The organism is Streptomyces sp. NPDC058534, assembly GCF_042717365.1.
Lineage (GTDB): Bacteria > Actinomycetota > Actinomycetes > Streptomycetales > Streptomycetaceae > Streptomyces.
On the sequence record NZ_JBHXNW010000054.1, the window covers coordinates 4,003 to 29,929 of the forward strand.

Here is a 25,927-nt window from a genome sequence, read left to right on the forward strand (position 1 = left end):
TAGGGCCTGTGGTTTGGAACCGCCGGCTGAAAGAGACTGCGCCTTTCGACCACCCGAGCGGGGCGTGGTGCGTGCAGCTGCAAGGCGGAGGAGGGCGACAGGGCGGAGCCCTGGCAACCGACGACAACGCGGCAGATGTGCGTGCCACGCCCCGCGACACCGGCATGATCCAAACGACGGCCCTAGGTCCTCCAGGTCCTCCGAGTGGTCGCTAGAGCGCGCAGCTGTCGCTGTCCACCTGCTGGTTGGCGGTGCGGCCCTCGCTGATGTCCTCGCGGATCTCGTCCACGGTGAGCGCGTAGCCGGTGTCGGGGTCGTCCAGGGACTTGGCGAAGACCACGCCGTAGACCTCGCCCTCGGGCGTCAGCAGCGGGCCGCCGGAGTTGCCCTGACGGACGGTCGCGTACAGCGAGTAGACGTCGCGGCCGATGGTGTCGCGGTGGTAGATGTCCGGACCGTTGGCCGTGATGCGCCCGCGGATCCGGGCGGCACGGACGTCGTACGCGCCGTTCTCCGGGAAGCCCGCGACGATCGCGCTGTCGTCGCGGCTCGCGTCCTCGTCCGCGAACCGCAGCGCGGGCGCGTCCAGTTCCGGCACGTCGAGTACGGCGATGTCGCGCCGCCAGTCGTAGAGGACGACCGTCGCGTCGTACTTCCTGCCCTCGCCGCCTATCTGCACCGTGGGCTCGTCGACGCCGCCCACCACATGGGCGTTGGTCATGACCCGGCGGTCGCCGAAGACGAAGCCGGTGCCCTCCAGGACCTTGCCGCAGTCGGGGGCGGTGCCCATGACCTTGACGATGGAACGCTTGGCGCGGTCGGCGACGGGGCTGTTCACCAGCGCCGGGTCGGGCGCCTGGACCTCGGGGATCGACGGGTCGGAGAAGGGGCTGAAGACCTGCGGGAAGCCGTTCTGCTCAAGGGCCGACGTGAAGCTCTCGAACCAGCTGTCGGCCCCCGCGGGCAGCACCTCCTGCATACCCCCCAGCACCGTGGACTGCCGCACCTCCTTGCCGACCGTCGGCATCGTGGTCCGGGCCAGGGCGGAACCGATCAGCCAGGCGACCAGGAGCATGGCGACGACGTTGACCAGGGCGCCGCCGGTGGCGTCCAGGGCGCGGGCCGGGGACCAGGTGATGTACCGGCGCAGCTTGTTGCCCAGATGCGTGGTGAGGGCCTGGCCGACGGAGGCGCACAGGATGATGACGACGACCGCGACGACGGCGGCGGTCGTGCTGACCTCCGCGTTGTCCGTCAGTACGTCCCAGACGACCGGCAGCAGATAGACGGCGACGAGACCGCCCCCGAGGAAGCCGGTCACCGACAGGATGCCGACGACGAAGCCCTGGCGGAATCCGACGATCGCGAACCAGACGGCGGCCAGCAGCAACAGGATGTCCAGCACGTTCACTGATTCAGGCCTCGCCTTGTCGTCTTCGGTACGCAGGCCACCCTGTCATGCGCGCCAGTCCAGCGGGACCTGCTTGTCCCGGTCCCAGGGCCGCTCCCAGCCCGCGAAGTGCAGCAACCGGTCGATGACACCGGCGGTGAAGCCCCATACGAGCGCCGATTCGACCAGGAATGCCGGGCCCCGGTGGCCGCTGGGATGGACGGTGGTCACCCGGTTGGCGGGGTCCGTGAGATCCGCCACGGGGACGGTGAAGACCCGCGCGGTCTCGTTGGGATCGACGACGCCGACCGGAGTGGGCTCGCGCCACCAGGCCAGCACCGGGGTGACGACGAAGCCGCTGACCGGGATGTAGAGCTTGGGCAGGGCACCGAAGAGCTGCACGCCGGCCGGGTCGAGCCCGGTCTCCTCCTCGGCCTCGCGCAGGGCGGCCCGCAGCGGCCCGTCGCCCCGCGGATCACCGTCCTCGGGGTCGAGGGCGCCGCCGGGGAAGGCCGGCTGGCCGGGGTGGGAGCGCAGGGAGCCGGCCCGCTCCATGAGCAGCAGCTCGGGGCCGCGGCCGGCCTGGCCCGCGCCGTCACCGAAGAGGATCAGCACGGCGGACTGGCGGCCGGCGCCGTCCGCGGGCGGCAGGAAGCGGCTCAGCTGCGTGGGCCGCACCGTCTCGACGGCCCGCACCACCGGGTCCAGCCAGCCGGGCAGACCCTCCTTGCTGAGCATCGCGCCCCGCGCGTGGCCCTGCGTGTCGCTCGCCCGTGTCATCCCCACCCCCGTCCTGCCGACTCCAACGCCCGACGCCCCCGGGATCGTTCCGTCACCCGGACCCCAGCGGCGGTGCCGGCTTCCCGCCCGCGTCCAGGTACGCCCGCGGGGGGTTCAGCCGCTGGCCGGGGAAGCCGCCCTTCTCGTATTTCAGCAGCTTCCGGGCCTTCTCCGGGTCGGTCTCGCCCTCGCCGTACGCCGGGCAGAGCGGGGCGATGGGGCAGGCGCCGCAGGCGGGCTTGCGGGCGTGGCAGATGCGGCGGCCGTGCCAGATCACGTGGTGCGAGAGGTCCGTCCAGTCGCTCTTCGGGAAGAGCGCGCCGACGGCGGCCTCGATCTTGTCCGGGTCGGTCTCGGCGGTCCACTGCCAGCGGCGCACCAGGCGCTGGAAGTGCGTGTCCACGGTGATGCCGGGGCGGCCGAAGGCGTTGCCGAGCACGACGAAGGCGGTCTTGCGGCCCACACCGGGCAGTTTGACCAGGTCTTCGAGGCGGCCGGGGACCTCGCCGCCGAAATCCTCCGCCAGGGCCCTGGACAGCCCTATGACCGACTTGGTCTTGGCCCGGAAGAAGCCGGTCGGGCGCAGGATCTCCTCGACCTCCTCGGGGTTGGCGGCGGCCAGGTCCTCGGGGCTGGGGTACTTGGCGAAGAGCGCGGGCGTGGTCTGGTTGACCCGCAGGTCGGTGGTCTGGGCGGACAGCACGGTCGCCACGACCAGCTGGAACGGGTTCTCGAAGTCCAGCTCCGGGTGGGCGTACGGGTAGACCTCGGCCAGCTCGCGGTTGATACGGCGGGCACGGCGGACCAGGGCGGTGCGCGACTCGCCGCGCGACGGCTTCGCGGCGACGGTCTTCGCCGGGGCGACGTTCTTGACGGCGGCGGAGGCCTTCTTGGGAGCGACGGCGGGTGTTTTGGCCACTGCCTGCCTCTTGGCGGGGGCCTGCTTCTTGGCGGGCGCGGCCTTCTTGGCGGAGGCGGGCTTGCCGCCGGCCGCCTTCTTCGCGGGCGCGGTCTTCTTCGCGGTCTCCTTCACGGCATCCTTCTCCGCGGTCACCCTCTTGGCAGGCACCGCCTTCTTTGTCGCTTTCGCCGTTTTCCTACCGCCATCGGGACCCTGTTCGCCCACAGCGGAATCGCGACGTACACTCACCCGCGCAGCCCCCTCGGCCTGTGCTCTCACCGGCGACTTGGACACCCGGCCAGCCTACGGCCCGACACCGACATCCGCCCCGGACCCCGAAGATCGACGTCCAATTGGACCCCTGCCGCGTACCCCGGGACACCAGTGCGGCATCCTTGTGACAGATCACACTGTTTGGACTGTCCGGCAAAATGGGCACCACGGACCCCTGGTACACCGGGGGAACAAGATCCTCTGAGCCGGTCGACAAGGAGAGAACTCGTGGACGACGTTCTGCGGCGCAACCCGCTCTTCGCGGCGCTCGACGACGAGCAATCCGCGGAGCTCCGCGCCTCCATGAGTGAGGTGACCCTCGCCCGCGGCGACACCCTGTTCCACGAGGGGGACCCCGGAGACCGCCTCTACGTGGTGACGGAAGGCAAGGTCAAGCTCCACCGCACGTCCCCCGACGGGCGCGAGAACATGCTGGCCGTCGTCGGTCCCAGCGAGCTGATCGGCGAGCTGTCGCTCTTCGACCCGGGCCCGCGTACAGCGACCGGCACCGCGCTGACCGAGGTCAAGCTGCTGGCCCTCGGCCACGGCGACCTGCAGCCCTGGCTGAACGTCCGCCCCGAGGTGGCCACCGCGCTGCTGCGCGCCGTCGCGCGCCGCCTGCGGAAGACCAACGACGCCATGTCGGACCTGGTCTTCTCGGACGTCCCCGGCCGCGTCGCCCGCGCCCTGCTGGACCTCTCCCGCCGGTTCGGCGTGCAGTCCGAGGAGGGCATCCACGTGGTGCACGACCTGACGCAGGAGGAGCTGGCCCAGCTGGTCGGCGCATCCCGCGAGACGGTCAACAAGGCGCTGGCGGACTTCGCAGGGCGCGGCTGGCTCCGCCTGGAGGCCCGCGCGGTGATCCTGCTGGACGTGGAGCGGCTCGCCAAGCGCTCCCGCTGACCCGCCCTACCCGAGAGGCTGGATGAGCCCGTGCTCGTCCAGGTACTCGAGCTGCGCCCGCACCGAGAGTTCCGCCGCCGGCCACAGGGAGCGGTCGACGTCCGCGTACACGTGGGCGACGATCTCGCCCGGCGTCCGGTGACCGTCCTCCACCGCCGTCTCGACCTGGGCGAGGCGGTGGGCGCGGTGGGCGAGGTAGAACTCCACGGCGCCCTGGGCGTCGTCCAGGACGGGCCCGTGGCCCGGCAGCACCGTGTGCACCCCGTCGTCGGCCGTGAGCGACCTGAGCCTGCGCAGCGAGTCCAGGTAGTCGCCGAGACGGCCGTCCGGGTGGGCCACCACCGTCGTACCGCGCCCCAGGATCGTGTCGCCCGTCAGGACCGCGCGGTCGGCCGGGAGATGGAAGCACAGCGAGTCGGCCGTGTGCCCGGGGGTCGGTACGACCCTCAGCTCCAGGCCGCCGACGCCGATCACGTCGCCCGCCGCCAGCCCCTCGTCGCCCAGCCGCAGGGCCGGGTCCAGCGCCCGGACGTTCGTGCGTGTCAGCTCGGCGAAGCGCGCGGCGCCCTCCGCGTGGTCCGGGTGACCGTGCGTCAGGAGGGTCAGCGCGACGCGCTTGCCCGCGCGAGCGGCCGTGTCGACGACGTTGTGCAGGTGGACGTCGTCCAGCGGGCCCGGGTCGACCACGACGGCCAGGTCGGAGTCGGGTTCGGCGAGGATCCAGGTGTTCGTGCCGTCCAGCGTCATGGCGGAGGGGTTGGGCGCGAGAACGTTCACCGCGCGTGCGGTGGCGGGCCCCGAGAGGACGCCGCCCCTCGGCCGGCCGGGCAGTGCTGCTGCGTCCGTCATGCGGTGGCTCCCCCGGTCGGGTCGGAAGGTGTCGCGGGTGTCGGCGCCGTACTCGGCACGTGCTTGGTGAACTCCTCGTGCCCCGGCCAGGAGAGGACCACCTCGTCGCCCTCCAGCCGCGCCCGTGCGAGCACCGGGGTCATGTCGCGGCCCGGCGCCGCCGCCAGCGCCTCGGCCGCCGTACCGCAGGCCGCGAGCCCGCGCAGGGTCGCGACGGTCGGCGGCATCATCAGCAGCTCTCCCTTGTCGTACCCGGCCGTCGCCTCCGCCGGCGTGATCCACACCGTGCGGTCGGCCTCCGTGGAGGCGTTGCGGGTGCGCTGCCCCTCGGGGAGCACGGCCACGAAGAACCACGTGTCGTAGCGCCGGGACTCGAACTCCGGGGTGATCCAGCGGGCCCAGGCGCCCAGCAGATCGGAGCGCAGGACGAGGCCCCGGCGGTCCAGGAACTCCGCGAAGGACAGCTCACGGGCGACCAGGGCGGCGCGGTCCGCCTCCCAGTCGGCGCCGGTCGTGTCGCCGACCACACAGTCGCCGGTCGGGCCGGCGAGCAGGACGCCCGCCTCCTCGTACGTCTCCCGTACGGCCGCGCAGACGATCGCCTGGGCGCCCGCCGCGTCGACGCCGAGGCGGTCCGCCCACCACGCGCGCGTGGGGCCCGCCCAGCCGATGGCGCGGTCGTCGTCGCGCGGGTCGACGCCGCCGCCCGGGTAGGCGTACGCGCCCCCGGCGAACGCCATGGAGGTGCGCCGGCGCAGCATGTGGACGGCCGTACCGGCGCCGGTGTCCTTCAGGAGCATGACCGTGGCCGCGCGCTTCGGGGCGACCGGGGTGAGGGTGCCGGCCGCCAGCGCGCGGATGCGTTCCGGCCACTCCGGTGGGTACCACTGTCCGTTCGCCCGCGCATTCGCCATGGCCGGAGGCTATCCGGTGACGGGCGGATGTTCGAGTGGCCCCAGAGGTGGGACGGACGTCAGTCGGGGAGGGCGGCCAGCCACTCGGTGAGCAGCCAGTTCGTCTCCTCGGGGCGCTCCTGCTGGAGCCAGTGCCCGCAGCCGTCCAGCAGGTGCGAGGCGCTGAGACCCGGCAGGGTCGTGGGGTACGCCTCGATCGCGTCGGACAGCCAGGTCGTGGAGGCGTCCAGGGCGCCGCCGAGGAACAGGGCGGGCTGGGTGACCGGGGCGCCCGCGTGTCCCGCCAGGTCGGCCCAGTCGCGGTCCATGTTCCGGTAGCGGTTGAGGGCGCCGGTCAGGCCGGTGCGCTCGAACTCCGCCGCGTAGACGTCCAGCTCCTCCTCGGTCAGCCAGGACGGCAGCCGCCCGTCCGCCGGGAACCGGTCGCGCAGCCTGCCGCCGGGGGCGACGAAGTGCGGGTCGGGGGCCTCGGGCGCGGGCATGGTGTCGGCGGACAGGGCGGCGTAGAAGCCGGCCAGCCAGCCGCGTACGTCGGGCTCGATCTCCGCCTCGGCGCGGCCGGGCTCCTGGAAGTAGGAGACGTAGAACTCCTGCCCGGCGAAGGGACCGGACGGGCCGCTCATCCCCGCGAAGACGTCGCTGGGCCGCGGGCCGCCCGGCGGGGTGTACGGCACGCTCAGCAGGCCGACCGCGCGGAACACGTCGGGCCGCAGCAGCGCGGAGTGCGCGGCGATGTTCGCGCCCCAGTCGTGGCCGACGACGACGGCGGTGCGCTCCCCCAGGGCCTCCACCACGGCGGCGTTGTCCGCCACGAGATCCAGCATCCGGTACGCCTCGACCGCGTCCGGCCGCGAGGAGCGCCCGTACCCGCGCACGTCGATCGCGACCGCCCGGAAACCGGCGGCGGCCAGCGCGGGCAGCTGGCGGCGCCAGGAGTACCAGGACTCGGGGAAACCGTGAACGAGCAGAACCAACGGCCCGCTGTCCTGCTCCACCAGGTGAATCCGCCCGGCGGGCGAAGGCACCAGACGGTGAACCGACTGAACGGGCTGATCGGTCACGGACGACTGCGGCATGACTCCTCCCGACACATACGGCCGACGGGCTTCGGCCCTGCCGAGCCCCGCCCCGACACCGGGCTCCGAGATCGATCCTGCGGGTGGTGGGTCGACGGGGGCGAGGATTGTTGCCGGGGTGGCAAAGCGGGAGCGTCCGCCGGGTTGGAGGGGGTGCCGGGGGCGAGTCATCGGGGGCGGGTGACCCGGGGTGGTGGGGGGGTGCCCCGGGTGCGGGCCGAGGCCGGGTCACTCGGTCGGCATGGGCGCCAGTGCAGCGGGCCGATCGGGCGCCGGTTCCAGCCCCCGCCGTATGCGCGGGCTCCCGCCGGATCGAACGCGGGCGGTCGGGGCGAGCATCTGGGCGAGCAGCCTCGTGGGGGCTCGCACGACCGCAGGCCCCGGACGGCGCGCGCGGAGCGGGGTCCCCGGGGGCCGGCCAGGTGGCCGTGTGCCCCCGGGTCGGTGCGCGGGCTGCCGGGTTGGTGCGCTTGCTGTCGGGTCGGCGCGCGGGCTGTCGGCCGGCGTCTCAGCCCCGGCAGCCCGCGCGCGACGTCAGCACGCGCGACGTCCGCACGCGCGACGTCCGCACGCGCGACGTCCGCACGCGCGGCGACCCGCGTCGGCCGTCCGCGCCGTGGTCCCGGGCTACGCCTGGACCAGTTCCACCTGGATCTCGACCTCGACCGGCGCGTCCAGGGGGAGGACCGCCACGCCGACCGCGCTGCGGGCGTGGACGCCCTTGTCGCCCAGGGCCGCGCCGAGCAGTTCGCTGGCGCCGTTGATCACGCCGGGCTGGCCGGTGAAGTCGGACGCGGAGGCCACGAAGCCGACGACCTTCACCACGCGTGCGATGCGGTCGAGGTCACCGGCGACGGACTTCACGGCGGCCAGGGCGTTCAGCGCGCAGGTGCGGGCGAGTTCCTTGGCCTCCTCGGCGGTGACCTCCGCACCCACCTTGCCGGTGACCGGAAGCGTGCCCTCCACCATCGGCAGCTGGCCCGAGGTGTAGACGTACGGACCGGACTGCACGGCCGGCTGGTAGGCGGCCAGCGGGGGCACCACCTCGGGCAGCGTCAGCCCGAGCTCGGCCAGCTTCACCTCGACGGCGCTCATGCCTGCTTCTCCCGCTTCAGGTAGGCGACGAGCTGCTCGGGGTTGTTCGGCCCGGGCACGACCTGGACGAGCTCCCAGCCGTCCTCGCCCCAGGTGTCCAGAATCTGCTTCGTGGCATGGACGAGCAGCGGCACGGTTGCGTATTCCCACTTGGTCATGCGGCCGACTCTAGCCGTTGCCCGGGGCCCCTCCGCGGGCCGACCACGGCGACGTTGTCCACAGCCTCCGGCGTACTCGGCGCGCGGACTGGTTACGCTCGAATACGTGAGCAGGCTCCAGGTCGTCAGCGGCAAGGGCGGAACCGGTAAGACCACGGTGGCCGCCGCCCTCGCGCTGGCCCTCGCCACCGAGGGGAAGCGCACGCTTCTCGTCGAGGTCGAGGGCCGCCAGGGCATCGCGCAGCTCTTCGAGACGGAGGCGCTGCCTTATGAGGAGCGGAAGATCGCCGTCGCTCCAGGGGGCGGGGAGGTGTACGCCCTCGCCATCGACGCCGAACTGGCGTTGTTGGACTACCTCCAGATGTTCTACAAGCTGGGCAGCGCAGGCCGGGCCCTGAAGAAGCTCGGCGCGATCGACTTCGCGACCACTATCGCGCCTGGAGTCAGAGACGTACTGCTGACCGGCAAGGCGTGCGAGGCGGTACGCCGCAAGGACAAACGCGGACGTTTCGTCTACGACTACGTCGTCATGGACGCCCCGCCGACCGGCCGCATCACCCGCTTCCTCAACGTGAACGACGAGGTGGCGGGCCTCGCGAAAGTCGGCCCGATACACAATCAGGCGCAGGCCGTGATGCGGGTGCTGAAGTCGCGGGAGACGGCCGTGCACCTGGTGACGCTGCTGGAGGAGATGCCCGTCCAGGAGACCGCGGACGGCATCGCCGAGCTGCGGGCGGCACGGCTCCCGGTGGGCCGGGTCGTCGTCAACATGGTCCGGCCCGAGGTACTGGACGAAAGCGACCTGGACCTCGTACGGAGCACCCCGCGCGGGGTGCTGGCGCGGTCCCTGTCCGGCGCCGGACTCGGCGGGGCGCGGCGCGGCGGGCACGCCGAGCGGCTGGTGGACCCGTTGCTGGCCCAGGCCGAGGAGTACGCCGAGCGGTACGCGCTGGAGCAGGAGCAGCGGGCCGTCCTGACCGACCTCGACCTGCCGCTGCACGAGCTGCCACTGCTCGCCGAGGGCATGGACCTCGCGGGCCTGTACGAACTCGCCACCGAGCTGCGGAAGCAGGGGATCGCATGAGTCCGGACCCGGCCGCCCGGCCCCAGGAGGGCGCGCGGCGCCTCTCCCACGCGCGCGTGCTCGACGTCGACCCGCTGCTGGAGGACCCGAAGACCCGCATCGTGGTGTGCTGCGGCGCGGGCGGGGTCGGCAAGACGACCACCGCGGCGGCCCTGGGCCTGCGCGCGGCCGAGCGGGGACGCAAGGTGGTCGTCCTGACCATCGACCCGGCCCGGCGGCTCGCCCAGTCGATGGGCATCGACTCGCTGGACAACACGCCGCGCCGGGTGAAGGGCGTCGACGACTCGGCGGGCGGTGAGCTGCACGCCATGATGCTCGACATGAAGCGCACCTTCGACGAGATCGTCGAGGCGCACGCGGATCCCGACCGGGCGGCGGCGATCCTGGGCAACCCCTTCTACGAATCGCTTTCGGCGGGCTTCGCGGGCACGCAGGAGTACATGGCGATGGAGAAGCTGGGGCAGCTGCGGGCGAGGGACGAGTGGGACCTCATCATCGTCGACACGCCGCCGTCCCGCTCGGCACTGGACTTCCTGGACGCTCCCAAGCGCCTCGGGTCCTTCCTGGACGGCAAGCTGATCCGCGTCCTGCTGGCACCCGCGAAGGTCGGCGGCCGGGCCGGCATGAAGTTCCTCAACGTCGGCATGTCGATGATGACCGGCGTCCTGGGGAAGGTGCTGGGCGGGCAGTTCCTGAAGGACGTGCAGACCTTCGTGGCGGCGATGGACTCCATGTTCGGCGGGTTCCGTACGCGCGCGGACGCGACGTACAAGCTGCTCCAGGCGCCCGGCACGGCGTTCCTGGTGGTCGCGGCCCCGGAGCGGGACGCGCTGCGCGAGGCCGCGTACTTCGTGGAGCGGCTGGCGGCCGAGGACATGCCGCTGGCCGGGCTGGTGCTCAACAGGGTCCACGGCAGCGGCGCCGACCGGCTGTCGGCCGAGCGGGCGCTCGCCGCCGCGGAAAATCTTGAGGATCCCCGCATTGTGGATCAGGACGACGGGAAAGCTGGAGTTCGTAACTCTCCCGACACGTACGGAAGTTCAGACGCTCCCGAGCCGCCCGCCGACACCTCTCCCGAGACCTCTCCCAAGGAATCCACCGAGGACGACGTACCGGACGCAGCGATGCCGGACGCAGCGATGCCGGATACAGACACGCCGGACGCAGACACGCCGGAGCGATCGGTGGATCAGCTGGCCTCGGGACTGCTGAGGCTGCATGCGGAGCGGATGCATCTGCTCGCCCGCGAGCAGCGCACGCGCGACCGCTTCACCGCGCGTCATCCCGAGGTGGCGGTCACCGAAGTGGCCGCGCTGCCCGGTGACGTGCACGACCTCGCGGGGCTGCGGGACATCGGGATCCGTCTCGCGACGGTCCGGCCCGAGTTGCCGGAGACGGGCGTCTGAGGAGCAGGCCCGGAGCGGCTCAGCCCACGGCCATGCAGTTCTCGTACACCTCGTCGTCGTCGAGGGGCAGGATGCCGGCCCCCCGCTCGTACTCCGTCCGTGCCGTCTCCAGCAGTCGGCGCCAGGACGTCACGGTGGGCCGCCTGCGCAGCAGTGCGCGGCGCTCCCGCTCCGTCATGCCTCCCCACACGCCGAACTCGACGCGGTTGTCCAGCGCGTCGGCCAGGCACTCGGTCCGCACCGGACATCCGGTGCACACCGCCTTGGCCCTGTTCTGCGCTGCTCCCTGAACGAACAGTTCGTCCGGATCGGTAGTGCGGCAGGCGGCCTGCGCACTCCAGTCGGTTACCCAGCCCATACCGGCGCCGTCCTCTCCCGAATCGAGGCTCCCCCACGGCGGCAGCGGCATATTCACCGCCGCCAGTTGAGGACGTTACGGAAGGTGGGCACAGCGCAACACCCCCTTCGGGCCCAATCTTGAATGGCCCGAACGGACTATGGGTAAGCGGCAGATCACCCGGGGGAGTGAGCTGGCGACATGCGCGACGATCCCGACATTCGGGTCATCTCTGTTGCGTCACAACGGACACCGATTGACGCACAAGGCGGATTCGGACACGCAACCCACACGCCGTGGCACGCGCCGACACACACCAACGCGCCCCCCAGCGGGGGGCCCTCAGAAAAAAACCGAGCGGATCCGGAACGATTCGGGGTCGCCGGACGTATTGATACGTGGCCGCACTGCTGTGACAGTTGTGAGCAGCTTAGGCCAAGGCATATACGCGTGTCCGGCGAATGAGAACGTAGGCTGCCTTCATGCCAAAGAAGCGCTCGGGCGGTGGTCTGTCGCCAACGCAGCAGGCCGCCAAGTTCCTCGGTGTCAGTGTGCTCGCGGGAGCGGTGCTGGCCGGCATCGCGCTGCCCGCCGTGGGCGCGCTGGGGCTGGCGGCCAAGGGGTCGGTGGAGGGCTTCGACGCTCTCCCGGCCAACCTGAAGACTCCCCCGCTGAGCCAGCGCACCGCGATCCTCGATGCCGAGGGCGGCACCATCGCCACGGTCTACTCGCGCGACCGGACGGTGGTCGACCTCAAGGACATCTCGCCGTACATGCAGAAGGCGATCGTCGCGATCGAGGACTCGCGCTTCTACCAGCACGGCGCGATCGACCTCAAGGGCGTCCTGCGCGCGCTGAACAAGAACGCGCGCAGCGGCGAGGTCTCCGAGGGCGCGTCCACCCTCACGCAGCAGTACGTCAAGAACGTCTTCGTGGAGGAGGCCGGAGACGACCCGACGAAGGTCGCCCAGGCCACCCAGCAGACCCTCGGCCGCAAGATCCAGGAGCTGAAGCTCGCGATCCAGGTCGAGGAGGAGCTGGGCAAGAAGAAGATCCTCGAGAACTACCTGAACATCACCTTCTTCGGCCAGCAGGCGTACGGCGTCGAGGCCGCCGCCCAGCGCTACTTCTCCAAGTCCGCCAAGGACCTCAACATCCAGGAGTCCGCCCTCCTGGCCGGCATCGTCCAGTCGCCCAGCCGATACGACCCGGTCAACGACGAGGCCGAGGCCACCAAGCGGCGCAACACCGTCCTGACGCGGATGGCCCAGGTCGGCGACATCTCCGGGGCGGAGGCCGCCAAGGCGAAGAAGGCCCCGCTCGGGCTGAAGGTCAGCCGGCCCAAGAACGGCTGCATCACGGCCGTGAAGAACGCGAGCTTCTTCTGCGACTACGTGCGCGAGATCTTCCTGAGCGACAAGGTCTTCGGCAAGACCCGCAAGGACCGGGCCAAGATCTGGAACCAGGGCGGCCTGACCATCCGTACGACGCTGGACCCGCAGGCCCAGAAGTCGGTGCAGCAGTCGCTCAAGGACCACGTCAACAAGTCGGACTCGGTCGCCGCGGCGAGCACGCTGGTCGAGCCCGGCACCGGCAGGATCGTCGCGATGGGCCAGTCGAAGCCGTACGGCTACGGCAAGAACGAGACCGAGTACAACTACTCGGTCGACGCGGCCTACGGCGGCTCCAACTACGGCTTCCCGACGGGTTCGACGTTCAAGCCCTTCCTGGCGGCCGCGGCGCTGGAGCAGAACGTACCGCCGACGAAGGAGTACGCGTCGCCGTACGACATGGACTACCCGAGCCCCATCCAGACCTGTGACAAGCCCTGGATCAACGACTCGGGCTACCGCGTCGAGAACGAGAACGAGTCGGAGGTCGGCCCGTACCGCCTGAAGGAGGCGATGGCCAAGTCGGTCAACACCTACTTCGTGCAGATGCTCGCCGACATCGGCCTGTGCCCGGTGTCCGAGATGGCGGACAAGCTGGGCGTCCACCAGGGCAACGGCGACAAGCTCCCGCAGAACCCCTCCGCCCTCGCCCTCGGTTCGGTCGGTATGTCCCCCCTGACCATGGCGAGCGCCTACGCGACCTTCGCCTCGCGCGGCATGTACTGCACGCCGGTCGCGATCGAGTCGATCACGCAGAAGGTCGGCAACAAGCAGACGTCGCTCGAGGTGCCGAAGTCGACGTGCTCGCGGGCCATGACCGAGAAGACCGCGGACAGCGTGAACACGCTGCTGCAGGGTGTGGTCGACTCCGGTACGGGTAAGGAGGCCGGCCTCAGCGACCGCGACAACGCGGGCAAGACCGGTACGACCGACGAGCGGAAGAACGCCTGGTTCGTCGGCTACACGCCGAACATGTCGGGCGCCGTCTGGGTCGGCAGCGCCACCCAGAAGGTCGAGATGAAGAACATCACGATCGGCGGCGTCTACCACCCGCTCGTCTTCGGCGGCGCGGTTCCCGGTCCCATCTGGAAGGACGCCATGACCGGCGCCCTGGAGGGCAAGGACTCCCCCTCCTTCAACCTCGTCGACATCCCGGACGGCGAGAAGGACAAGGACAAGGACAAGGACCGCGACGAAGGGGACGAGGACCCGGGCCAGGACGACGGGAACAACGGCGACGACGGCGGCTTCATCGGCGGCCTGATCGACGGTGGCACCGGCAACGGCGGATCGGACAACGGCGGCGGCAACGGCGGCGGGGACGGCGGCTTCCCCGGGAACCTGATCCAGGGGCCGGGGAACGGGCCGGGCGGACGGGACTGAGGCCGAACGCGCAACGAGTGAGGGCGCCCACCGCGGAGGGCGCCCTCACTCGATCGCGGGGTGCGGTTCAGCCGGCCAGCAGCCTCTTGACCGCGGCGGCGACCCGGCCGCCTTCGGCCTGTCCGGCGACCTTCGGGTTGACGATCTTCATGACGGCGCCCATGGCCCGCGGCCCCTCGGCGCCGCCCGCCTTCGCCTCCTCGACGGCCTGCGCGACGATCGCGTTCAGCTCGTCGTCCGACAGCTGCTTCGGCAGGTAGGCGGCGAGCACCTCGCCCTCCGCCTTCTCCCGCTCGGCGCTCTCGGCACGACCCCCCTGCGTGAAGGCCTCGGCGGCCTCCCGCCGCTTCTTCGCCTCGCGGGTGATCACCTTCTGCACCTCGTCGTCGGAGAGCTCCCGCTTCTCCTTCCCCGCGACCTCCTCCTTGGTGATCGCGGCGAGCGTCAGCCGGAGCGTCGAGGAGCGCAGCTCGTCACGCTCCTTGATCGCGGCGTTGAGGTCGGCGTGCAGCTTCGACTTGAGCGTGGTCATGGACCTGATTGTCGCAGGTACGGCCGGCCGAGCGCCCGCCGATTCAACCGAGGCCCGCTGATCCGAGGGACCCGCGGGCCGGTCCGCCCGTGTTCGGCCCCCCGCCCCCGCTTCTGACACGATGGACGTATGCGCGCGCGATACGGAGTGCCCCTGGGAATCACGGCGGTTGGCGCCGCCGGTCTGGTCTACGCGGCGGGGATCGAGCCCCGCTCGTTCCGCCTCCGACGGGTGACGGTCCCCGCCCTGCCCGCCGGTATGGGCCCGCTCCGCGTACTCCAGGTCTCCGACATCCACATGGTCGGCGGCCAGCGCAAGAAGCAGCGCTGGCTGCGCTCACTGGCCGGCCTGCGCCCCGACTTCGTGATCAACACCGGCGACAACCTGTCCGACCCGGAGGGCGTCCCCGAGGTCCTGGACGCCCTGGGCCCGCTGATGGAGTTCCCGGGCGCCTACGTCTTCGGCTCCAACGACTACTACGGCCCCAAGCTCCGCAATCCCGGCCGGTACCTGATCGAGAAGGCCCAGGGCCGCCACGGCCTCAACGGCAACGCCCCCGCCGTCGGCGTCGTCCACAACCCGTGGGAGGACCTGCGCGACGGCTTCGACGGCGCGGGCTGGCAGAACCTCACGAACACGCGCGGCACGCTCAAGATCGAGGGCATGTCCGTCGAGCTGACCGGCCTCGACGACCCGCACGTCAAGCGGGACCGGTACGCGGAGGTCGCGGGCGGCCCGTCGGGCGCGGCGGACTTCTCGATGGGCGTGGTGCACGCGCCGTACCTGCGCGTCCTGGACGCCTACGCGGCGGACGACTACCCCCTGATCCTGGCCGGCCACACACACGGGGGCCAGCTGTGCATCCCCTTCTACGGCGCGCTGGTCACCAACTGCGACCTGGACACGGACCGCGTGAAGGGCCTGTCCACGCACACGGCGGAAGGCCGTACGTCCTACCTCCACGTCTCCGCGGGCTGCGGCGCGAGCCGCTACACCCCGGTCCGCTTCTTCTGCCCACCGGAGGCGACGTTGCTGACGTTGGCGGGGCGGGGGCGGTAAGGGGGCGCGGGGCCGGGAGGGCGGGCGGGCGGGCGGGCGGGCGGGCGGGCCAGGGAAAACGACGGGGCCGGGGAAGACGACGGGCCGGCGCGAGGGCCGGGACGAAGGGGCCGGGTAACCCACACGGCCTACCCACATAGCCTGATATGTCCGAGCTGTCTAGCGTGAGGCCATGACAGCCCCGATACCCAGGGACATCCCGGACCTCCCCCCGATCCCGGGTCACCGCGCCCTGCTGCCCACCGTCGTACCGGCGACGGCCGTCGTGACCCCCGTACGCCGCAGGCTGATCGCGGTCTTCCGCCTCCTCACCGCCCTGCTGGCGCTGACCGGAGTGACGATCGAGCTGCTCGTGGGCGGCCCGGTCCTGACGACCCTGAGCCACTTCACGATCCAGAGCGGCATCCTGCTGGCGCTGGTCATGCTCGCGTCCGCCCGCTGCGCCTGGTCCGCCCACCACCCCCTGCCGGGCGCGGTGACGGGCGCGGCCCTGCTCTACGTCGGCACGGCCGGCCTGGTCCACCACCTGCTGCTGACCAACGCGGCGAGCCCCTTCGCCGTGCCGGACGGCGCCGGCGCGGGCTGGCAGACGGCCGCGACCCACATCCTGCACACGGCGGTCCCGGTCGCCGCGGCCCTGGACTGGCTCCTCCTCACCGTCCCCGGCCGCCTGCACCTGCGCCAGGCTCCCGCGTGGCTCCTCTACCCCCTGGCCTACCTGGCCTTCACCCTGGCCCGCGGCGAGCTGCTGCTCCCCGGCGCCCAGGACCGCTACCTCTACCCCTTCCTCGACGTCGACCAGCACGGCTTCAAGGGCGTCCTGGGCAACGCCCTCCTCGTCGGCCTGGCCCTCTACGCCCTGGCCGTCCTCCTCATCGCCCTCGACCACATCCGCCCGAACCCACTCCGCCGACCCCGCTAAACCGGATTTCGTCTCCGGCCACCGGTGGGCTAAAGTAAACGACGTCGCCGCGACGAGCAGCGACGATCGGGGTGTGGCGCAGCTTGGTAGCGCGCTTCGTTCGGGACGAAGAGGTCGTGGGTTCAAATCCCGCCACCCCGACAGAGTTTTACCAAGTCAGGGGCCTGATCCGCTTAGCGGGTCGGGCCCCTGAGTGGTTTCCTGGGTCATCTTGGGAGCCGTTTGGGAGCCGACCTCGGATTGTGGCTCCCCTGGCGACCGCTCTTCGAGATCAGGAGCTGGTCGGCACCCGTCGCCCGACGGCCGGCCACTCCCCATCGTCGAGCTCAGTGGTCGGCGGCACGGCATAGTCGTGACCTCTGCCAGCCGATATGCGGCAAGGCGGTGGCACGCGGATGCAGGGCCAGGGGCGGGTCGATGACCACCACGCGCGGTCGGTGTCGGTGCCGGTAGGCGATGAGTACCGTGTAGCGCCTGCTGGCGGGGGCGGGTTGCAGGAGGACCGTGCAGATGAGCTCACCGGCCCGCACCGCTCCCTTGGACGACGACGACCTGCGGGGCGTCCGGACGACCACGCAGCCGCTTGGTGGCCGCGAGCCCGTCCACCGACGGCATCGGGATGTCCATCAGACGACATCGGAGCGGGTGCCGTCGACGAGCGCCTCGACCTGGTGACCGTCGCCGCCCTCCCCGACGATCCGGATGCCCTCGGCGGCGCCCGCCATCGGCGACAGCTCGGCCCTCACCAGCGGATCGTCGTCGACGAGAAGCACGCTGATCGCAGTCATGGCCCTACGAAACCACGGCCGCCGTCCACGGGCGGGGCGGGCCGCTGAGCCGATCAACCGCGCAGGACCACGCCGTACCGGGTGCGCAGCAGGTGGATCTCCCACCAGGCCACCGCCGTCACCGAGGCCGGGCCGCCGAGCAGAGCAAACAGCTGGATCGCCGGCGGTCCGGGCGGAGGCCCGCCCGCGACCAGGCCGATGGCCGCGAACTCCCAGACGAGCACGCCGGTGAGCAGGGCGGGCAGGGCCGCGTGCACCTCCGCGGTGTTGAAGGCGCTGCGGACGGCGGGCCCGGAGGCGAACACCACGAACAGCACTACCCAGAGCATCGGGACGAACGCGCCGAAGAAGAGCAGGGGCACCAGGAAGACCTGCGCCGCGCCGACGGACGCCCCCTCCGTGAGCCGAGCGGTCGTCCAGCCGCCCGCCAGGGCGAGTACCGGTACCAGGCCGAACGCGCCGAAGTACCACAGCGCCGACCGCCCGGCGGCGCGCAGGCGGTGCCGCATGACCCCGCGCGCATCCGGCGGGGCCCAGCGCAGCAGCACCGCCACCACCACGGGCGCACTGAGCAGCAGCAGCCACGGCGTGATCATCAGCCGCGTCCAGTATTGCTGCTGGGCCTGGGCCATGTCCTCGGGCGTGCCGTAGGCGATCAGGATGAGGAAGGACATGACGGCGGCGGTCCAGGCGCGTGCCTTCTGCACCCGCGCCACCTCCGGGTCCTCGATACGGCGGTGACCACGCGCGGGGAAGAGCCGCCGCGCCCGGCTGCGGGCCGAGCGGGCCAGCGGGTAGCACACGAGCAGTGGCAGGGTCATTCCCCACAGGCACGGCATCAGCAGCAGTGCCCACACACAGCCGTGGACGCGCTGTCGCCCGCCCCGCAGCACCTCACCGAGGGTCGGCCACTCGTCCTCGCGCAGCCGCCGCCACAGGGAGGTGTGCGGCGGACGCGGGCCGTATGGGTACGGGCCGTACGGGCTGGGCTGCGGCGGGACGTACGGAACCTGCGGAGGAGTCCCCGGCGGTGTCGCGTACGGGTTGCCGTTCGGCGCCAACGGCGGCTGGTAGGGGTTGCCGTGCGGTGTCCCCGGCGGCTGATACGGGTTGTGTCCCCCGAAACTCACGCTGCAGTCCTTTCCTGAGCCTTTGGTGTTGCTCCGGAGAAGTCAACTGCTCCGCGGCTCGCTGGACATGGGAATGCGTCAAGAAGCCCGGCATCCGCCCTGGATCCGCCCCGCGCGCGCCCGGCGGGCCCTGGCAGGATCTCCGCATGCGGACCTTGTACGCCCTGTTCGTGGGCATCGATGACTATCCCGGGGCACCGCTGCGGGGGTGCGTGAACGACGTGCGGGAGGCGGAGGCATGGTTGCGGCGGCAGGGCCATGTCGCGTCCGACATCCGGCGGTTGCACGACGGCGACGCCACCCTGGCCGCGGTGAGAGCCGGGATCGAGCGGCATCTCGGCCGCAGCGGGCCGGGTGACACCGCGCTGCTGTGGTTCGGCGGCCACGGCAGCGAGGAGCCCACCGACGCGCCGTGGGAGGGCACCGGCCGATCGCAGGCCCTGGTGTGCCACGACAGTCTCGACGACGGTCGCCCCCCGCTGTGGGACACCGAACTCGGTGCGCTGCTGGACGGTATCGCCGCGCGCGGAGCGCATGTGGTGGCCGTTCTCGACTGCTGCCACTCGGGCGGCGCCACCCGGGACGGTGCCGCTGTGCGTGCCATGTCCTGGCGCCCCTGGTGGTCCTCGCGGGCGACGTTCGGGGCACGGGACGGCGGGGGCCAGGGGCCGCTGCCGCGCCGGCACACCCTGCTCGCCGCCTGTCGGCCGCAGGAGCGCGCCCACGAGGACGTCCTCGACGGGCAGGTGCGCGGCTACTTCAGTCATGCCCTGCTGGAGGCGCTCGGCAAGCTGGGTTCCTCGGCCACGTACGGCGGCCTGCACGCGCTCGTCGAGGAACGCGTGCGCCGGCTCAGCTCGGTGCAGCACCCCGAGCTGCGCGGCGGCGAGGACCGGCTTTTCCTGTCCGACGACCCGGTGCCGGGCTCCCCCTTCCTGCTGCGGCACACGGCGGCGGGCTGGGAGGTCAACTGCGGTCAGGCACACGGCCTGCGCGCGGCGGGAGCAGAGTTCACGCTGCTCGACGGTGGCGGCACACCGAGGGCAGTCGTCGTCCGGGAGATCCGGGCGGAGTCGGCTCTGGTGGACCCGGTGGGCTGGTGTCCGGGACCCGCAGACCGAGACGCGGTGTTCGGGGTGACGCCGTCGACGCTGGCCTTCCCCCCGGCGGCCGTGACGGTCGCGGGCGACCCCGGCGTCGTACGCCTGATCGAGGCGGCCGTCGCCGGTGCGCCCATGCTGTCGACGGCCGCGGCCGGCACGGCCGTGCCGTCGGTCGGCGCGGGCAGCGTGCCACTGCGGGTGGACGCGGGCCCGGGCTGGGCGCAGGTGTCGGGCGGGGCCGGCCGGGACCTGCCACCGCTGCCGGCGCGGTCGCCCGCCGACGCGGACCGCGTCGCCGACTGCCTGACGCACCTCGCGCGCTGGCAGCATCTGCGCGACCTCGTCAATCCGGATCCCTGGTTGTCGTCACTCGTGCGGATCACGGTGGAGCCCACGAGGGTGGGCACCGTGCGGCACTCCGCCGACGGGGAGATCGTCTGCTCCTACACCGCCGATCACCGGCCGCCGCAGGTGATGGTGGGCATCCACAACGACTCCGACCGTCCCCTGTGGTGTGTCCTGCTCGACCTCACCGACAGCTACGCCTCCTCCGCGAGCCTCTACGACGGCGACTTCGTCGGCGCGGGGCGTACCGGCTGGGCCCGGCGCAGCCAGCCCGTGTGGCTGTACCTGCCGCCGGGGCACGCGGTGGTGCCGGGGGCGTTCACCCGGGACTGGCTGAAGGTGATCGTGGCGGAGACCGAGCTCAACACCGCGCCGTTCGTCCTGGATCCGTGGTCCCCCGGTGCGCCCTCGGCTGCGCGGACGGGCGGCGCGCAGGGGACCGCCGCGGACGGGCTGCTGCGGCTGACCGCGCCGCCAGGCGGCCGGAACGCGGGCGGGCCCCCGCAGGGCCCGGGCCGCTGGGGCACGGCCCAGGTACGCGTACGGACCGAGGTGCCCTGAGCCGGCCCCTGGGCCGGCTCACCAGCCGAGGTGGGTGAACCCTGCCCAGGCCGTCAGGTCGTCGCCGCGGATCCGCCCGACGCGTGCCGAGAGGTGGGCGGGCATGTCGGGCGGTGGCGTGCGCAGGTCGTCGAGCATCCACAGCTGGGCGCTGCGCAGCGCCTGCCCGGGCGGCAGCCCGTCGCGGTGCATGAAGTGGTGGGTCATGTACATCAGCAGCGATGTCGCCTCGTCGGGCACCGGCCACAACGACCCGATGATCGAACGTGCGCCGGCGACGAGGAACGCCGTGGACAGGCTGTACGCCTCGTCGTAGCCGTGTCCGGACACATTGGTCCGGCAGGCGGCGAGGACCACCAGGTTCAGGTGGCGGTAGCGGGCCACCCCCTCGGTGAGCACTTCGGCGGCCAGGTTGCCGCCGGACAGGGCGAGATAGGCGCTGTGCCGCTCGCCCTGGCGTACCACGCCGTGGCAGGCGAGGTGAAGCAGGCCGCCGCGCTGCCGGCCCAGCCACTCGGTGACGGTGGCAGGGGTGGCGGTGCCGGGGCCGAGCAGTTCGCCGTCGGGGTGGAAGGTGCGGTGAATCGCCTCGGCCTCCTCGCCGGCGTGGTGGAGGTCGCGGGTGGGGTTGCCGATGACGAGCACCTGTCGGGTCGCGGCGGCGGGCCGTGCGGCCACCTCGCACAGCAGCCGGGCGGACGGCAGATAGGAGATGTCGGCGAGCTGGCAGGCGCGGCGCCCTCCGGGCAGGCGTGCCGCGTGCCACGGCACGGCCCCCAGTTCGGCCATGGGGACCAGGATGACGGACGGGGCGCGGCCGTACCCGCGGGGAAGCTCGCCGAGCAGCTTCTCCATCACCGCCTCGCCCGCCCAGTCACACAGGCGCTCCAGCGCGGCGCGGCTGTCGTCCGGGCGAGCCGCGGAGCCGGCGGGGGTGTCCGGCAGTGGCGGTCCGCCGGCGTCGCGGCCGGGGGTGCCCGCGGCCCGGTAGGCGGCCAACGGGGCCGCGGACACGGAGAGCCGGGGCAGGTCGACGACGCGGGTGGCACCGTCGGCGGTGATGACGAGGGCTCTGCCGGGCTCGGGCCGCCGTCCGAAGAAGACCTGGTCCTTCAGGCCGGGCTGCTCCTCAGCGGCGGGCACCAGGTAGACCAGTGCCGTGGCGCCCAGGGTGCGCAGAGCGCCGGCGATCTCCTCGATCGACGGGGCGTCCAGCAGCCGCCGGCGCAGCGGGGAGGCGGCCAGCGCACGCAGTACCCGGCGGCGCAGCCGGCTGTTGGGTCCGCTGGGCGGTGGCGGGGCGCCGACCACCGGGTTGCCCTCCGGCCCGGGGGCTGCCACGACGCCCGCCCGGCGCCACTCATGGGCGAGGTCGTCCTGCCCGAGCGCGGCCAGCATGTCGGGCACGGTGGCGGCCACGGTCGCCGCGTGCAGGGCGAGTCCGCGTCCGGCGTCCAGGGCGCTGACGGCGTCCGTGTGAGCTCCGTCGGCCAGGCACCAGCGAGCCACGGAGACGGCCTCCTGACCGGCGCGCCGGGCGGTCTCGGCGGCGTGTACCGTACCGGACTGCAGCAGGACCGTCCAGGCCGCCGACTTGAGGGACTCCAGGCCGATACGCCGGGCCTCGTCGTGGTTGGGCCGCTTCGCCGACGGGTCGTACAGGTGCGCGGCATCTCCGCGGAACCGGTGGGCATCGGCGAGGATCGACCCGGTCCATCCCCAGCTCGGGTGCTCCGGCCCGGCGGCCAGCCGCCAGGTGTGCCGGAGCCAGGAGATGCCCTGGTCCAGGTGGTAGAACCGGTGCGGGTGGGGGGCGACGGACATCACGGCGAGGCTGCAGTGGCTCGTGCCGAGGGTGAAGGCGGAGCGGATCCAGCGCACGTCGTCGGGGTCGTCGAGCAGGTCGAGGGCGTCCTCCAGCATGCGCTGGGCGTCCAGGGCGCCCTGGTAGTCCCTGGCCATCATGGCCTGGCTGGCGCGGGTGTTGCCCAGGGCGCTGAGCCGGTCGATCTGGGCGTCGCGAGGTAGGGCCGCGATCTGCCGCCGCACCTCCTCCGGCGAGGCGGGCACGGGGTGCGTGTCCGCGCTCGGCATGCGTCCCGTGCGGCGGGCGCGGAGAAGCTCCAGCCCTGTTCTGGCGTTGGCGAGATGGGCCTGGAGGCTCAGGCCGTCCATGTGGCCGGGGGGGAGCTGGTCCAGTACCGACTCCAGCACGCGGATCTGCTCGGTCAGCGCCTCCTCGTCCTCGCGGCGCGCGGCCTGGTGGATACGGAACATGGCGAGCTGGCCCGCCCCGATCACGCGCTGCTCGTCGCTGAAGAGGGACGAGTCGGAGAACCGGGCCAGGTCCTCGACGGCCGAGTCGAAGTCGTCCTCGCCCCCGGTGAGCTGGGCGAAATGGACGCGCAGCGCGGCGTGGTTGTATTCCAGGGCATCCCGCTGAGCGCTGCCGGGAGGGAGCAGGGCACGCGCCTCCTCCAGCCGGGCGATCTCGGCCTCCATATGGGCCGGGTCGTCCATGTGCTGCAGCCCGGACGAGGCGCCCATGGTGGCGATCATGCCCTGCCAGGAGTCCTCGGCGGGCCCGTACTCCGCTGCTTCGCGGCGCAGTTCCTCCTCCCTCTGCGGGTCGGAGATCGTCTGGTCGAACCGCAGCATCGGCAGCATGGCGAGGATGTGGCCTGCCCGCAGCCCCGACATCACTGTGCCCCTCGGCAGCTCCCGCCAGTCCGCGTACAGGCGGTCGAACGCCTCACCACCCGTCGCACAGCCCAGGCGATCGAGGACGAGCGTGGTCAGCCGGCTCAGGTCCCGGGCGTCGGCCGTGCCCCCGCCGGCCGCCTCTTTCAGCTCGTACATCAGCGCCTGCAGTTCGTAGGGCGGGTACGGCACGTCAGAACTCCCTTCCGGGCATGCGAGGCGCGGTCCGCGCCAGGTACGGCGTGAGCACGCCGTTGAGCCAGCGCTCGCCCTCCTCCGTGCCGAAGTCGACGGGCGGGGCGCCGGTGGGTTCCAGCGCCGGTGCCTCGCCCCGGTCGTCGAAGAGGACGGCGACCCGGTCGGCGGGATCCCGCTTGGAGGGCCAGACGAAGCCTTGCGCCCAGGGCTTGGTGTGGGTGCGGATCCAGTGGCCCCAGTCGCGGGTCTGCGGGTAGTCGGCGCCCTCGGCGTGGATGAGCCAGGGGTCCTGTGCGAGCGCCGCCAGGTCGGACGCGGACATCAGGGAGATGACCTCCGTGTCGTCGGCCAGCCGAAGGAAGGACAGGCTGCGCCGCTCGAACGCTTTCCGGGGCAGCAGCCGCGGGCTGCCATCACCGGGGAAGGCCAGCGAGCGCAGCAGCACCTCGCACACGGCGGCGCCGGGGCTGAACCCGCCGTACAGGTAGCCGTAGCGGTCGTACGAGGTGCCGTCGAAGCGGCCGCCGAAGTAGAAGGCATGCGAGGGGCGGGAGTTGTACGCGGCCGGATCGCGGTGGGTGGTGTGAACCCGGTACAGGGGCGTGCCGGCGCGTAGCACGACGCGGGTCGGCTCGCCGGGGAGGGTGTCGGGGGGCGGATACTTGGGCATCGGCTACTCCCCCGTGTCCGTGCTCACCAGAGCGTCTGCGGCGCCGCACAGTTCGGCGTCGCGGCCCTGTCCGAGGAGGGAGGCCGGGGTGCTCTGCCACCAGGTGCTGTCGGACAGCCACCAGTCCGCCGCGCCCCACGGGTCGAGGTCGGCGCGCAGCACGGAGTTGACGTCGAGGACGACCTGCCAAGGCATGGTCCCGGCCTCGAACTGGAACAGCGGGACGCGTCTGCGGCCATCGTCGTCGGAGAGCACGATCAGCAGCGGGTCGCCGCCCTCGTGCCACAGCGCCGCCGGTTCGGACAGCAGGCGTTCGCGTACGGGGCCGTAGACCGGGCCGACCATCGGGTTGCTGTCGAGGACCAGCATGCACAGGTCCTGCACGCCGTACCCCTGGTGCAGGACCGTCGGGGGCGGTCCCGAGAACCGCGCCTGGGCTCCGTCCTCCCGCAGTGCGGCGGCAGCCTCGGGCGGCAGGGCGTCGAGCAGGGTCTGTGCCGCGCGGTCGGCGGCCGCGTCCCGGTCGCCGCCGGCCGTGCGCAGCTCGGCCAGCCGCTGTCCGAGCACCCGTGTCGCGGCGGGGCCGAGCAGACTCCGGTAGCTGCTCCACTGCGCCGCGCACGCGGCGAGCACCTTGAAGGGGTTCACACGCACCTGTGCCTTGTCTCCTCGTGGTCGGGTAACTCGTCGCCCGCCCGATGCAGTCGGCGCGCGCGGAGCACGTCGGTGACCAGGTCGGCGAGCGATGGCCTGCGGACGACCAGGTGGACGTCCCGGTCCTGGGCGGTGTCGGCCGCGAGGGCGGCCCACAGCGCGCTGATGCTGGTCTGCGGCGGCAGGCCGCCACGGCCCGCGCCGAGCAGGGGGAAGCAGACCGACCGCAGTGGCGGTTCGAAGCCGTCCCGTTCCTCGTCCATCAGGGCGAGCGCGCGGGCGGCGGCAGCGGTGACGTCCTGCGGGGTGACGTCGTAGTCGTTCGTGCCGGACCGGGGGACGGTGACGGCCGCGTGGTAGATGCGGCGAACTCCCGCGAGGGCGCCGGGACCGGTCGGTGCCACGGTCCCGGGCAAGACGGGACGGCCGCGCAGGCCGTTGGCGGCACGCCAGTCAAGCAGTTCATCGTGGACGGGGTCGGCGATCACGTCGCCGGTGGCGTCGCGCAGGGCACCCGCGCGGCGCAACGCCGCGGGCACGGATGCCTTGTACATCTCGGGCAGGCTCAGGTGGGTGTTGAGCGGCGAGACGATCACGTCGACGTCACGCAGGAGTTCGACGGGGTGCACGTGCAGGGTCAGCGACACAGGGCCCACGCGCAGCGCACGGTGCTGCAAGTACGGTGCGAGCAGGGGAACGTGTAAGGCGTCGGTACCGCCAACGCGTGTCCCGGCGATCCAGCAGATCTGCTCGGTGATCTGCCCGAGGACCATCTCCTCATGGCTCTTCCGGAAGCGTTCGACACTGACGCTGTAGACCTTGGCGGCGAGTCGGCGGCGGTCCGCCGCCGGCCGGTCACGCATCCCGGGGGCCAGCCCGAGCGTGAGTCCGGCCGCTTCCTGCAGGTCTCCCCCACCCAGGCCGGACACCGCCGTGCGCAGGAGGTTCTCGACCTCGACGGGCCAGGCGTCGGTGACGGCCGCGGAGCGCGCGGCAGCCGCCTGGCGCAGCAGAGGGAGGGAGAGGTCGCGGATCCGGACCAGTCCTTCCGCCCGGATCATCTTCACCTCCCGAAGGACCGAGGGGACATCGAAGGGCGCGGCACCGGACGACATGCAGCCATGGTCGCGGGCAGCCGACATGAGCCGCAAGTGCCGTCGCATGCGGCATCGTTCACGCTACTGGACGACGGCTCCGGCGGGCCGGGCGCCAGCTGGTCGTCATCCGGTCGCGGCGAGGTCGCTGGCCGGCCGCGGTCCGGCGGCCGTGGCGTGCCTTGCCGGAAGCAGCGGCTTGCGTCCGGCTCACGCCAGGGCAGCCACGCC

Annotated in this window: 22 protein-coding genes, 1 tRNA gene and 1 pseudogene; 8 read left to right on the top strand and 16 right to left on the bottom strand. The window is 72.2% G+C overall.

Annotation, left to right across the window (positions count from 1 at the left end; genetic code table 11):
• Positions 1–211: 211 nt before the first annotated feature.
• The 3 genes from ACFWR9_RS28485 to nth are packed head-to-tail and all read right to left on the bottom strand — an operon-like array spanning position 212 to position 3,239.
• Positions 212–1,411 (bottom strand): MarP family serine protease, encoded by a 1,200-nt coding sequence (locus tag ACFWR9_RS28485; protein WP_383846795.1) that lies wholly within the window; start codon positions 1,409–1,411, stop codon positions 212–214.
• 45 nt (positions 1,412–1,456) lie between these two features.
• Entirely contained in the window at positions 1,457–2,170 is a 714-nt protein-coding gene (locus ACFWR9_RS28490; RefSeq protein ID WP_383846797.1) for an NUDIX hydrolase, read from the bottom strand.
• Positions 2,171–2,222: 52 nt separating this feature from the next.
• Complete coding sequence (nth, locus tag ACFWR9_RS28495; protein ID WP_383846799.1) at positions 2,223–3,239, bottom strand: endonuclease III; 1,017 nt, start codon at positions 3,237–3,239, stop codon at positions 2,223–2,225.
• Between the two features lie 333 nt (positions 3,240–3,572).
• On the opposite strand from nth, the gene ACFWR9_RS28500 reads away from it, so the two are divergent.
• The gene (locus tag ACFWR9_RS28500) at positions 3,573–4,247 is read left to right on the top strand and encodes a Crp/Fnr family transcriptional regulator (protein ID WP_064729047.1); all 675 of its coding nucleotides are present in this window, start codon (positions 3,573–3,575) and stop codon (positions 4,245–4,247) included.
• 6 nt (positions 4,248–4,253) lie between these two features.
• Here ACFWR9_RS28500 and ACFWR9_RS28505 read toward each other — a convergent pair whose 3' ends face one another.
• The 5 genes from ACFWR9_RS28505 to ACFWR9_RS28525 all read right to left on the bottom strand — a co-directional run bounded on the left by ACFWR9_RS28505 (position 4,254) and on the right by ACFWR9_RS28525 (position 8,339).
• On the bottom strand, positions 4,254–5,096 hold the full coding sequence (locus tag ACFWR9_RS28505) for an MBL fold metallo-hydrolase (RefSeq protein ID WP_383846802.1): 843 nt from the start codon (positions 5,094–5,096) through the stop codon (positions 4,254–4,256).
• Positions 5,093–6,010, bottom strand: coding sequence for an NUDIX hydrolase (locus ACFWR9_RS28510; RefSeq protein ID WP_383846804.1), 918 nt, complete (start codon positions 6,008–6,010; stop codon positions 5,093–5,095). Before ACFWR9_RS28510 ends, ACFWR9_RS28505 begins: the two co-directional genes overlap by 4 nt.
• A 59-nt stretch (positions 6,011–6,069) precedes the next feature.
• Positions 6,070–7,086: an alpha/beta fold hydrolase gene (locus ACFWR9_RS28515; protein WP_383846806.1), complete on the bottom strand. Its 1,017-nt coding sequence runs from the start codon at positions 7,084–7,086 to the stop codon at positions 6,070–6,072.
• A gap of 627 nt (positions 7,087–7,713) precedes the next feature.
• Entirely contained in the window at positions 7,714–8,181 is a 468-nt protein-coding gene (locus ACFWR9_RS28520) for a RidA family protein (RefSeq protein WP_383846808.1), read from the bottom strand.
• Positions 8,178–8,339 (bottom strand): DUF4177 domain-containing protein, encoded by a 162-nt coding sequence (locus tag ACFWR9_RS28525; RefSeq protein ID WP_003975360.1) that lies wholly within the window; start codon positions 8,337–8,339, stop codon positions 8,178–8,180. The genes ACFWR9_RS28520 and ACFWR9_RS28525 overlap by 4 nt, the downstream gene beginning before the upstream one ends.
• Before the next feature lie 106 nt (positions 8,340–8,445).
• Between ACFWR9_RS28525 and ACFWR9_RS28530 the strand changes: the two genes are divergently transcribed.
• The gene (locus tag ACFWR9_RS28530) at positions 8,446–9,423 is read left to right on the top strand and encodes an ArsA family ATPase (protein ID WP_383846811.1); all 978 of its coding nucleotides are present in this window, start codon (positions 8,446–8,448) and stop codon (positions 9,421–9,423) included.
• Complete coding sequence (locus ACFWR9_RS28535) at positions 9,420–10,829, top strand: ArsA family ATPase (RefSeq protein ID WP_383846813.1); 1,410 nt, start codon at positions 9,420–9,422, stop codon at positions 10,827–10,829. Before ACFWR9_RS28530 ends, ACFWR9_RS28535 begins: the two co-directional genes overlap by 4 nt.
• Before the next feature lie 19 nt (positions 10,830–10,848).
• Here ACFWR9_RS28535 and wblA read toward each other — a convergent pair whose 3' ends face one another.
• Positions 10,849–11,187: a transcriptional regulator WblA gene (gene wblA / locus ACFWR9_RS28540; protein WP_383846815.1), complete on the bottom strand. Its 339-nt coding sequence runs from the start codon at positions 11,185–11,187 to the stop codon at positions 10,849–10,851.
• A 461-nt stretch (positions 11,188–11,648) separates the two neighbouring features.
• Between wblA and ACFWR9_RS28545 the strand changes: the two genes are divergently transcribed.
• A complete protein-coding gene (locus ACFWR9_RS28545; protein WP_383846817.1) occupies positions 11,649–13,940 on the top strand; it encodes a transglycosylase domain-containing protein in 2,292 nt (763 codons plus the stop codon).
• Positions 13,941–14,007: 67 nt separating this feature from the next.
• On the opposite strand, the gene ACFWR9_RS28550 is transcribed toward ACFWR9_RS28545, so the two are convergent.
• Positions 14,008–14,472 (bottom strand): GatB/YqeY domain-containing protein, encoded by a 465-nt coding sequence (locus tag ACFWR9_RS28550; RefSeq protein ID WP_383846819.1) that lies wholly within the window; start codon positions 14,470–14,472, stop codon positions 14,008–14,010.
• A 129-nt stretch (positions 14,473–14,601) separates the two neighbouring features.
• On the opposite strand from ACFWR9_RS28550, the gene ACFWR9_RS28555 reads away from it, so the two are divergent.
• From ACFWR9_RS28555 to ACFWR9_RS28565, 3 genes are all read left to right on the top strand, one after another.
• Entirely contained in the window at positions 14,602–15,531 is a 930-nt protein-coding gene (locus ACFWR9_RS28555; protein ID WP_383846820.1) for a metallophosphoesterase, read from the top strand.
• Between the two features lie 172 nt (positions 15,532–15,703).
• On the top strand, positions 15,704–16,453 hold the full coding sequence (locus ACFWR9_RS28560) for a Pr6Pr family membrane protein (RefSeq protein ID WP_383846822.1): 750 nt from the start codon (positions 15,704–15,706) through the stop codon (positions 16,451–16,453).
• 67 nt (positions 16,454–16,520) lie between these two features.
• Positions 16,521–16,594, top strand: a tRNA-Pro gene (locus ACFWR9_RS28565).
• 399 nt (positions 16,595–16,993) lie between these two features.
• On the opposite strand, the pseudogene ACFWR9_RS28570 reads toward ACFWR9_RS28565, so the two are convergent.
• A pseudogene (locus ACFWR9_RS28570) lies at positions 16,994–17,241 on the bottom strand (response regulator transcription factor); the annotation flags it as partial.
• Between the two features lie 53 nt (positions 17,242–17,294).
• Positions 17,295–18,371, bottom strand: coding sequence for a hypothetical protein (locus ACFWR9_RS28575; RefSeq protein WP_383846824.1), 1,077 nt, complete (start codon positions 18,369–18,371; stop codon positions 17,295–17,297).
• 146 nt (positions 18,372–18,517) lie between these two features.
• Here ACFWR9_RS28575 and ACFWR9_RS28580 point away from each other — a divergent pair, with 146 nt between their 5' ends.
• On the top strand, positions 18,518–20,380 hold the full coding sequence (locus ACFWR9_RS28580; RefSeq protein ID WP_383846826.1) for a caspase family protein: 1,863 nt from the start codon (positions 18,518–18,520) through the stop codon (positions 20,378–20,380).
• A gap of 18 nt (positions 20,381–20,398) precedes the next feature.
• Here ACFWR9_RS28580 and ACFWR9_RS28585 read toward each other — a convergent pair whose 3' ends face one another.
• Genes ACFWR9_RS28585 through ACFWR9_RS28600 form a run of 4 tightly spaced genes read right to left on the bottom strand, consistent with a single transcriptional unit; the run spans position 20,399 to position 25,717 of the window.
• Positions 20,399–23,272 carry a CHAT domain-containing protein gene (locus ACFWR9_RS28585; protein ID WP_383846828.1) on the bottom strand — a complete coding sequence of 958 codons (2,874 nt, stop codon included), beginning with the start codon at positions 23,270–23,272 and terminating at the stop codon, positions 20,399–20,401.
• 1 nt (position 23,273) lies between these two features.
• Positions 23,274–23,948, bottom strand: a complete 675-nt coding sequence (locus ACFWR9_RS28590) for an RES family NAD+ phosphorylase (protein ID WP_383846830.1) — start codon at positions 23,946–23,948, stop codon at positions 23,274–23,276.
• 3 nt (positions 23,949–23,951) lie between these two features.
• On the bottom strand, positions 23,952–24,602 hold the full coding sequence (locus tag ACFWR9_RS28595; protein ID WP_383846832.1) for a hypothetical protein: 651 nt from the start codon (positions 24,600–24,602) through the stop codon (positions 23,952–23,954).
• Positions 24,593–25,717 (bottom strand): hypothetical protein, encoded by a 1,125-nt coding sequence (locus tag ACFWR9_RS28600; protein ID WP_383846834.1) that lies wholly within the window; start codon positions 25,715–25,717, stop codon positions 24,593–24,595. The genes ACFWR9_RS28595 and ACFWR9_RS28600 overlap by 10 nt, the downstream gene beginning before the upstream one ends.
• Positions 25,718–25,927: the final 210 nt, after the last annotated feature.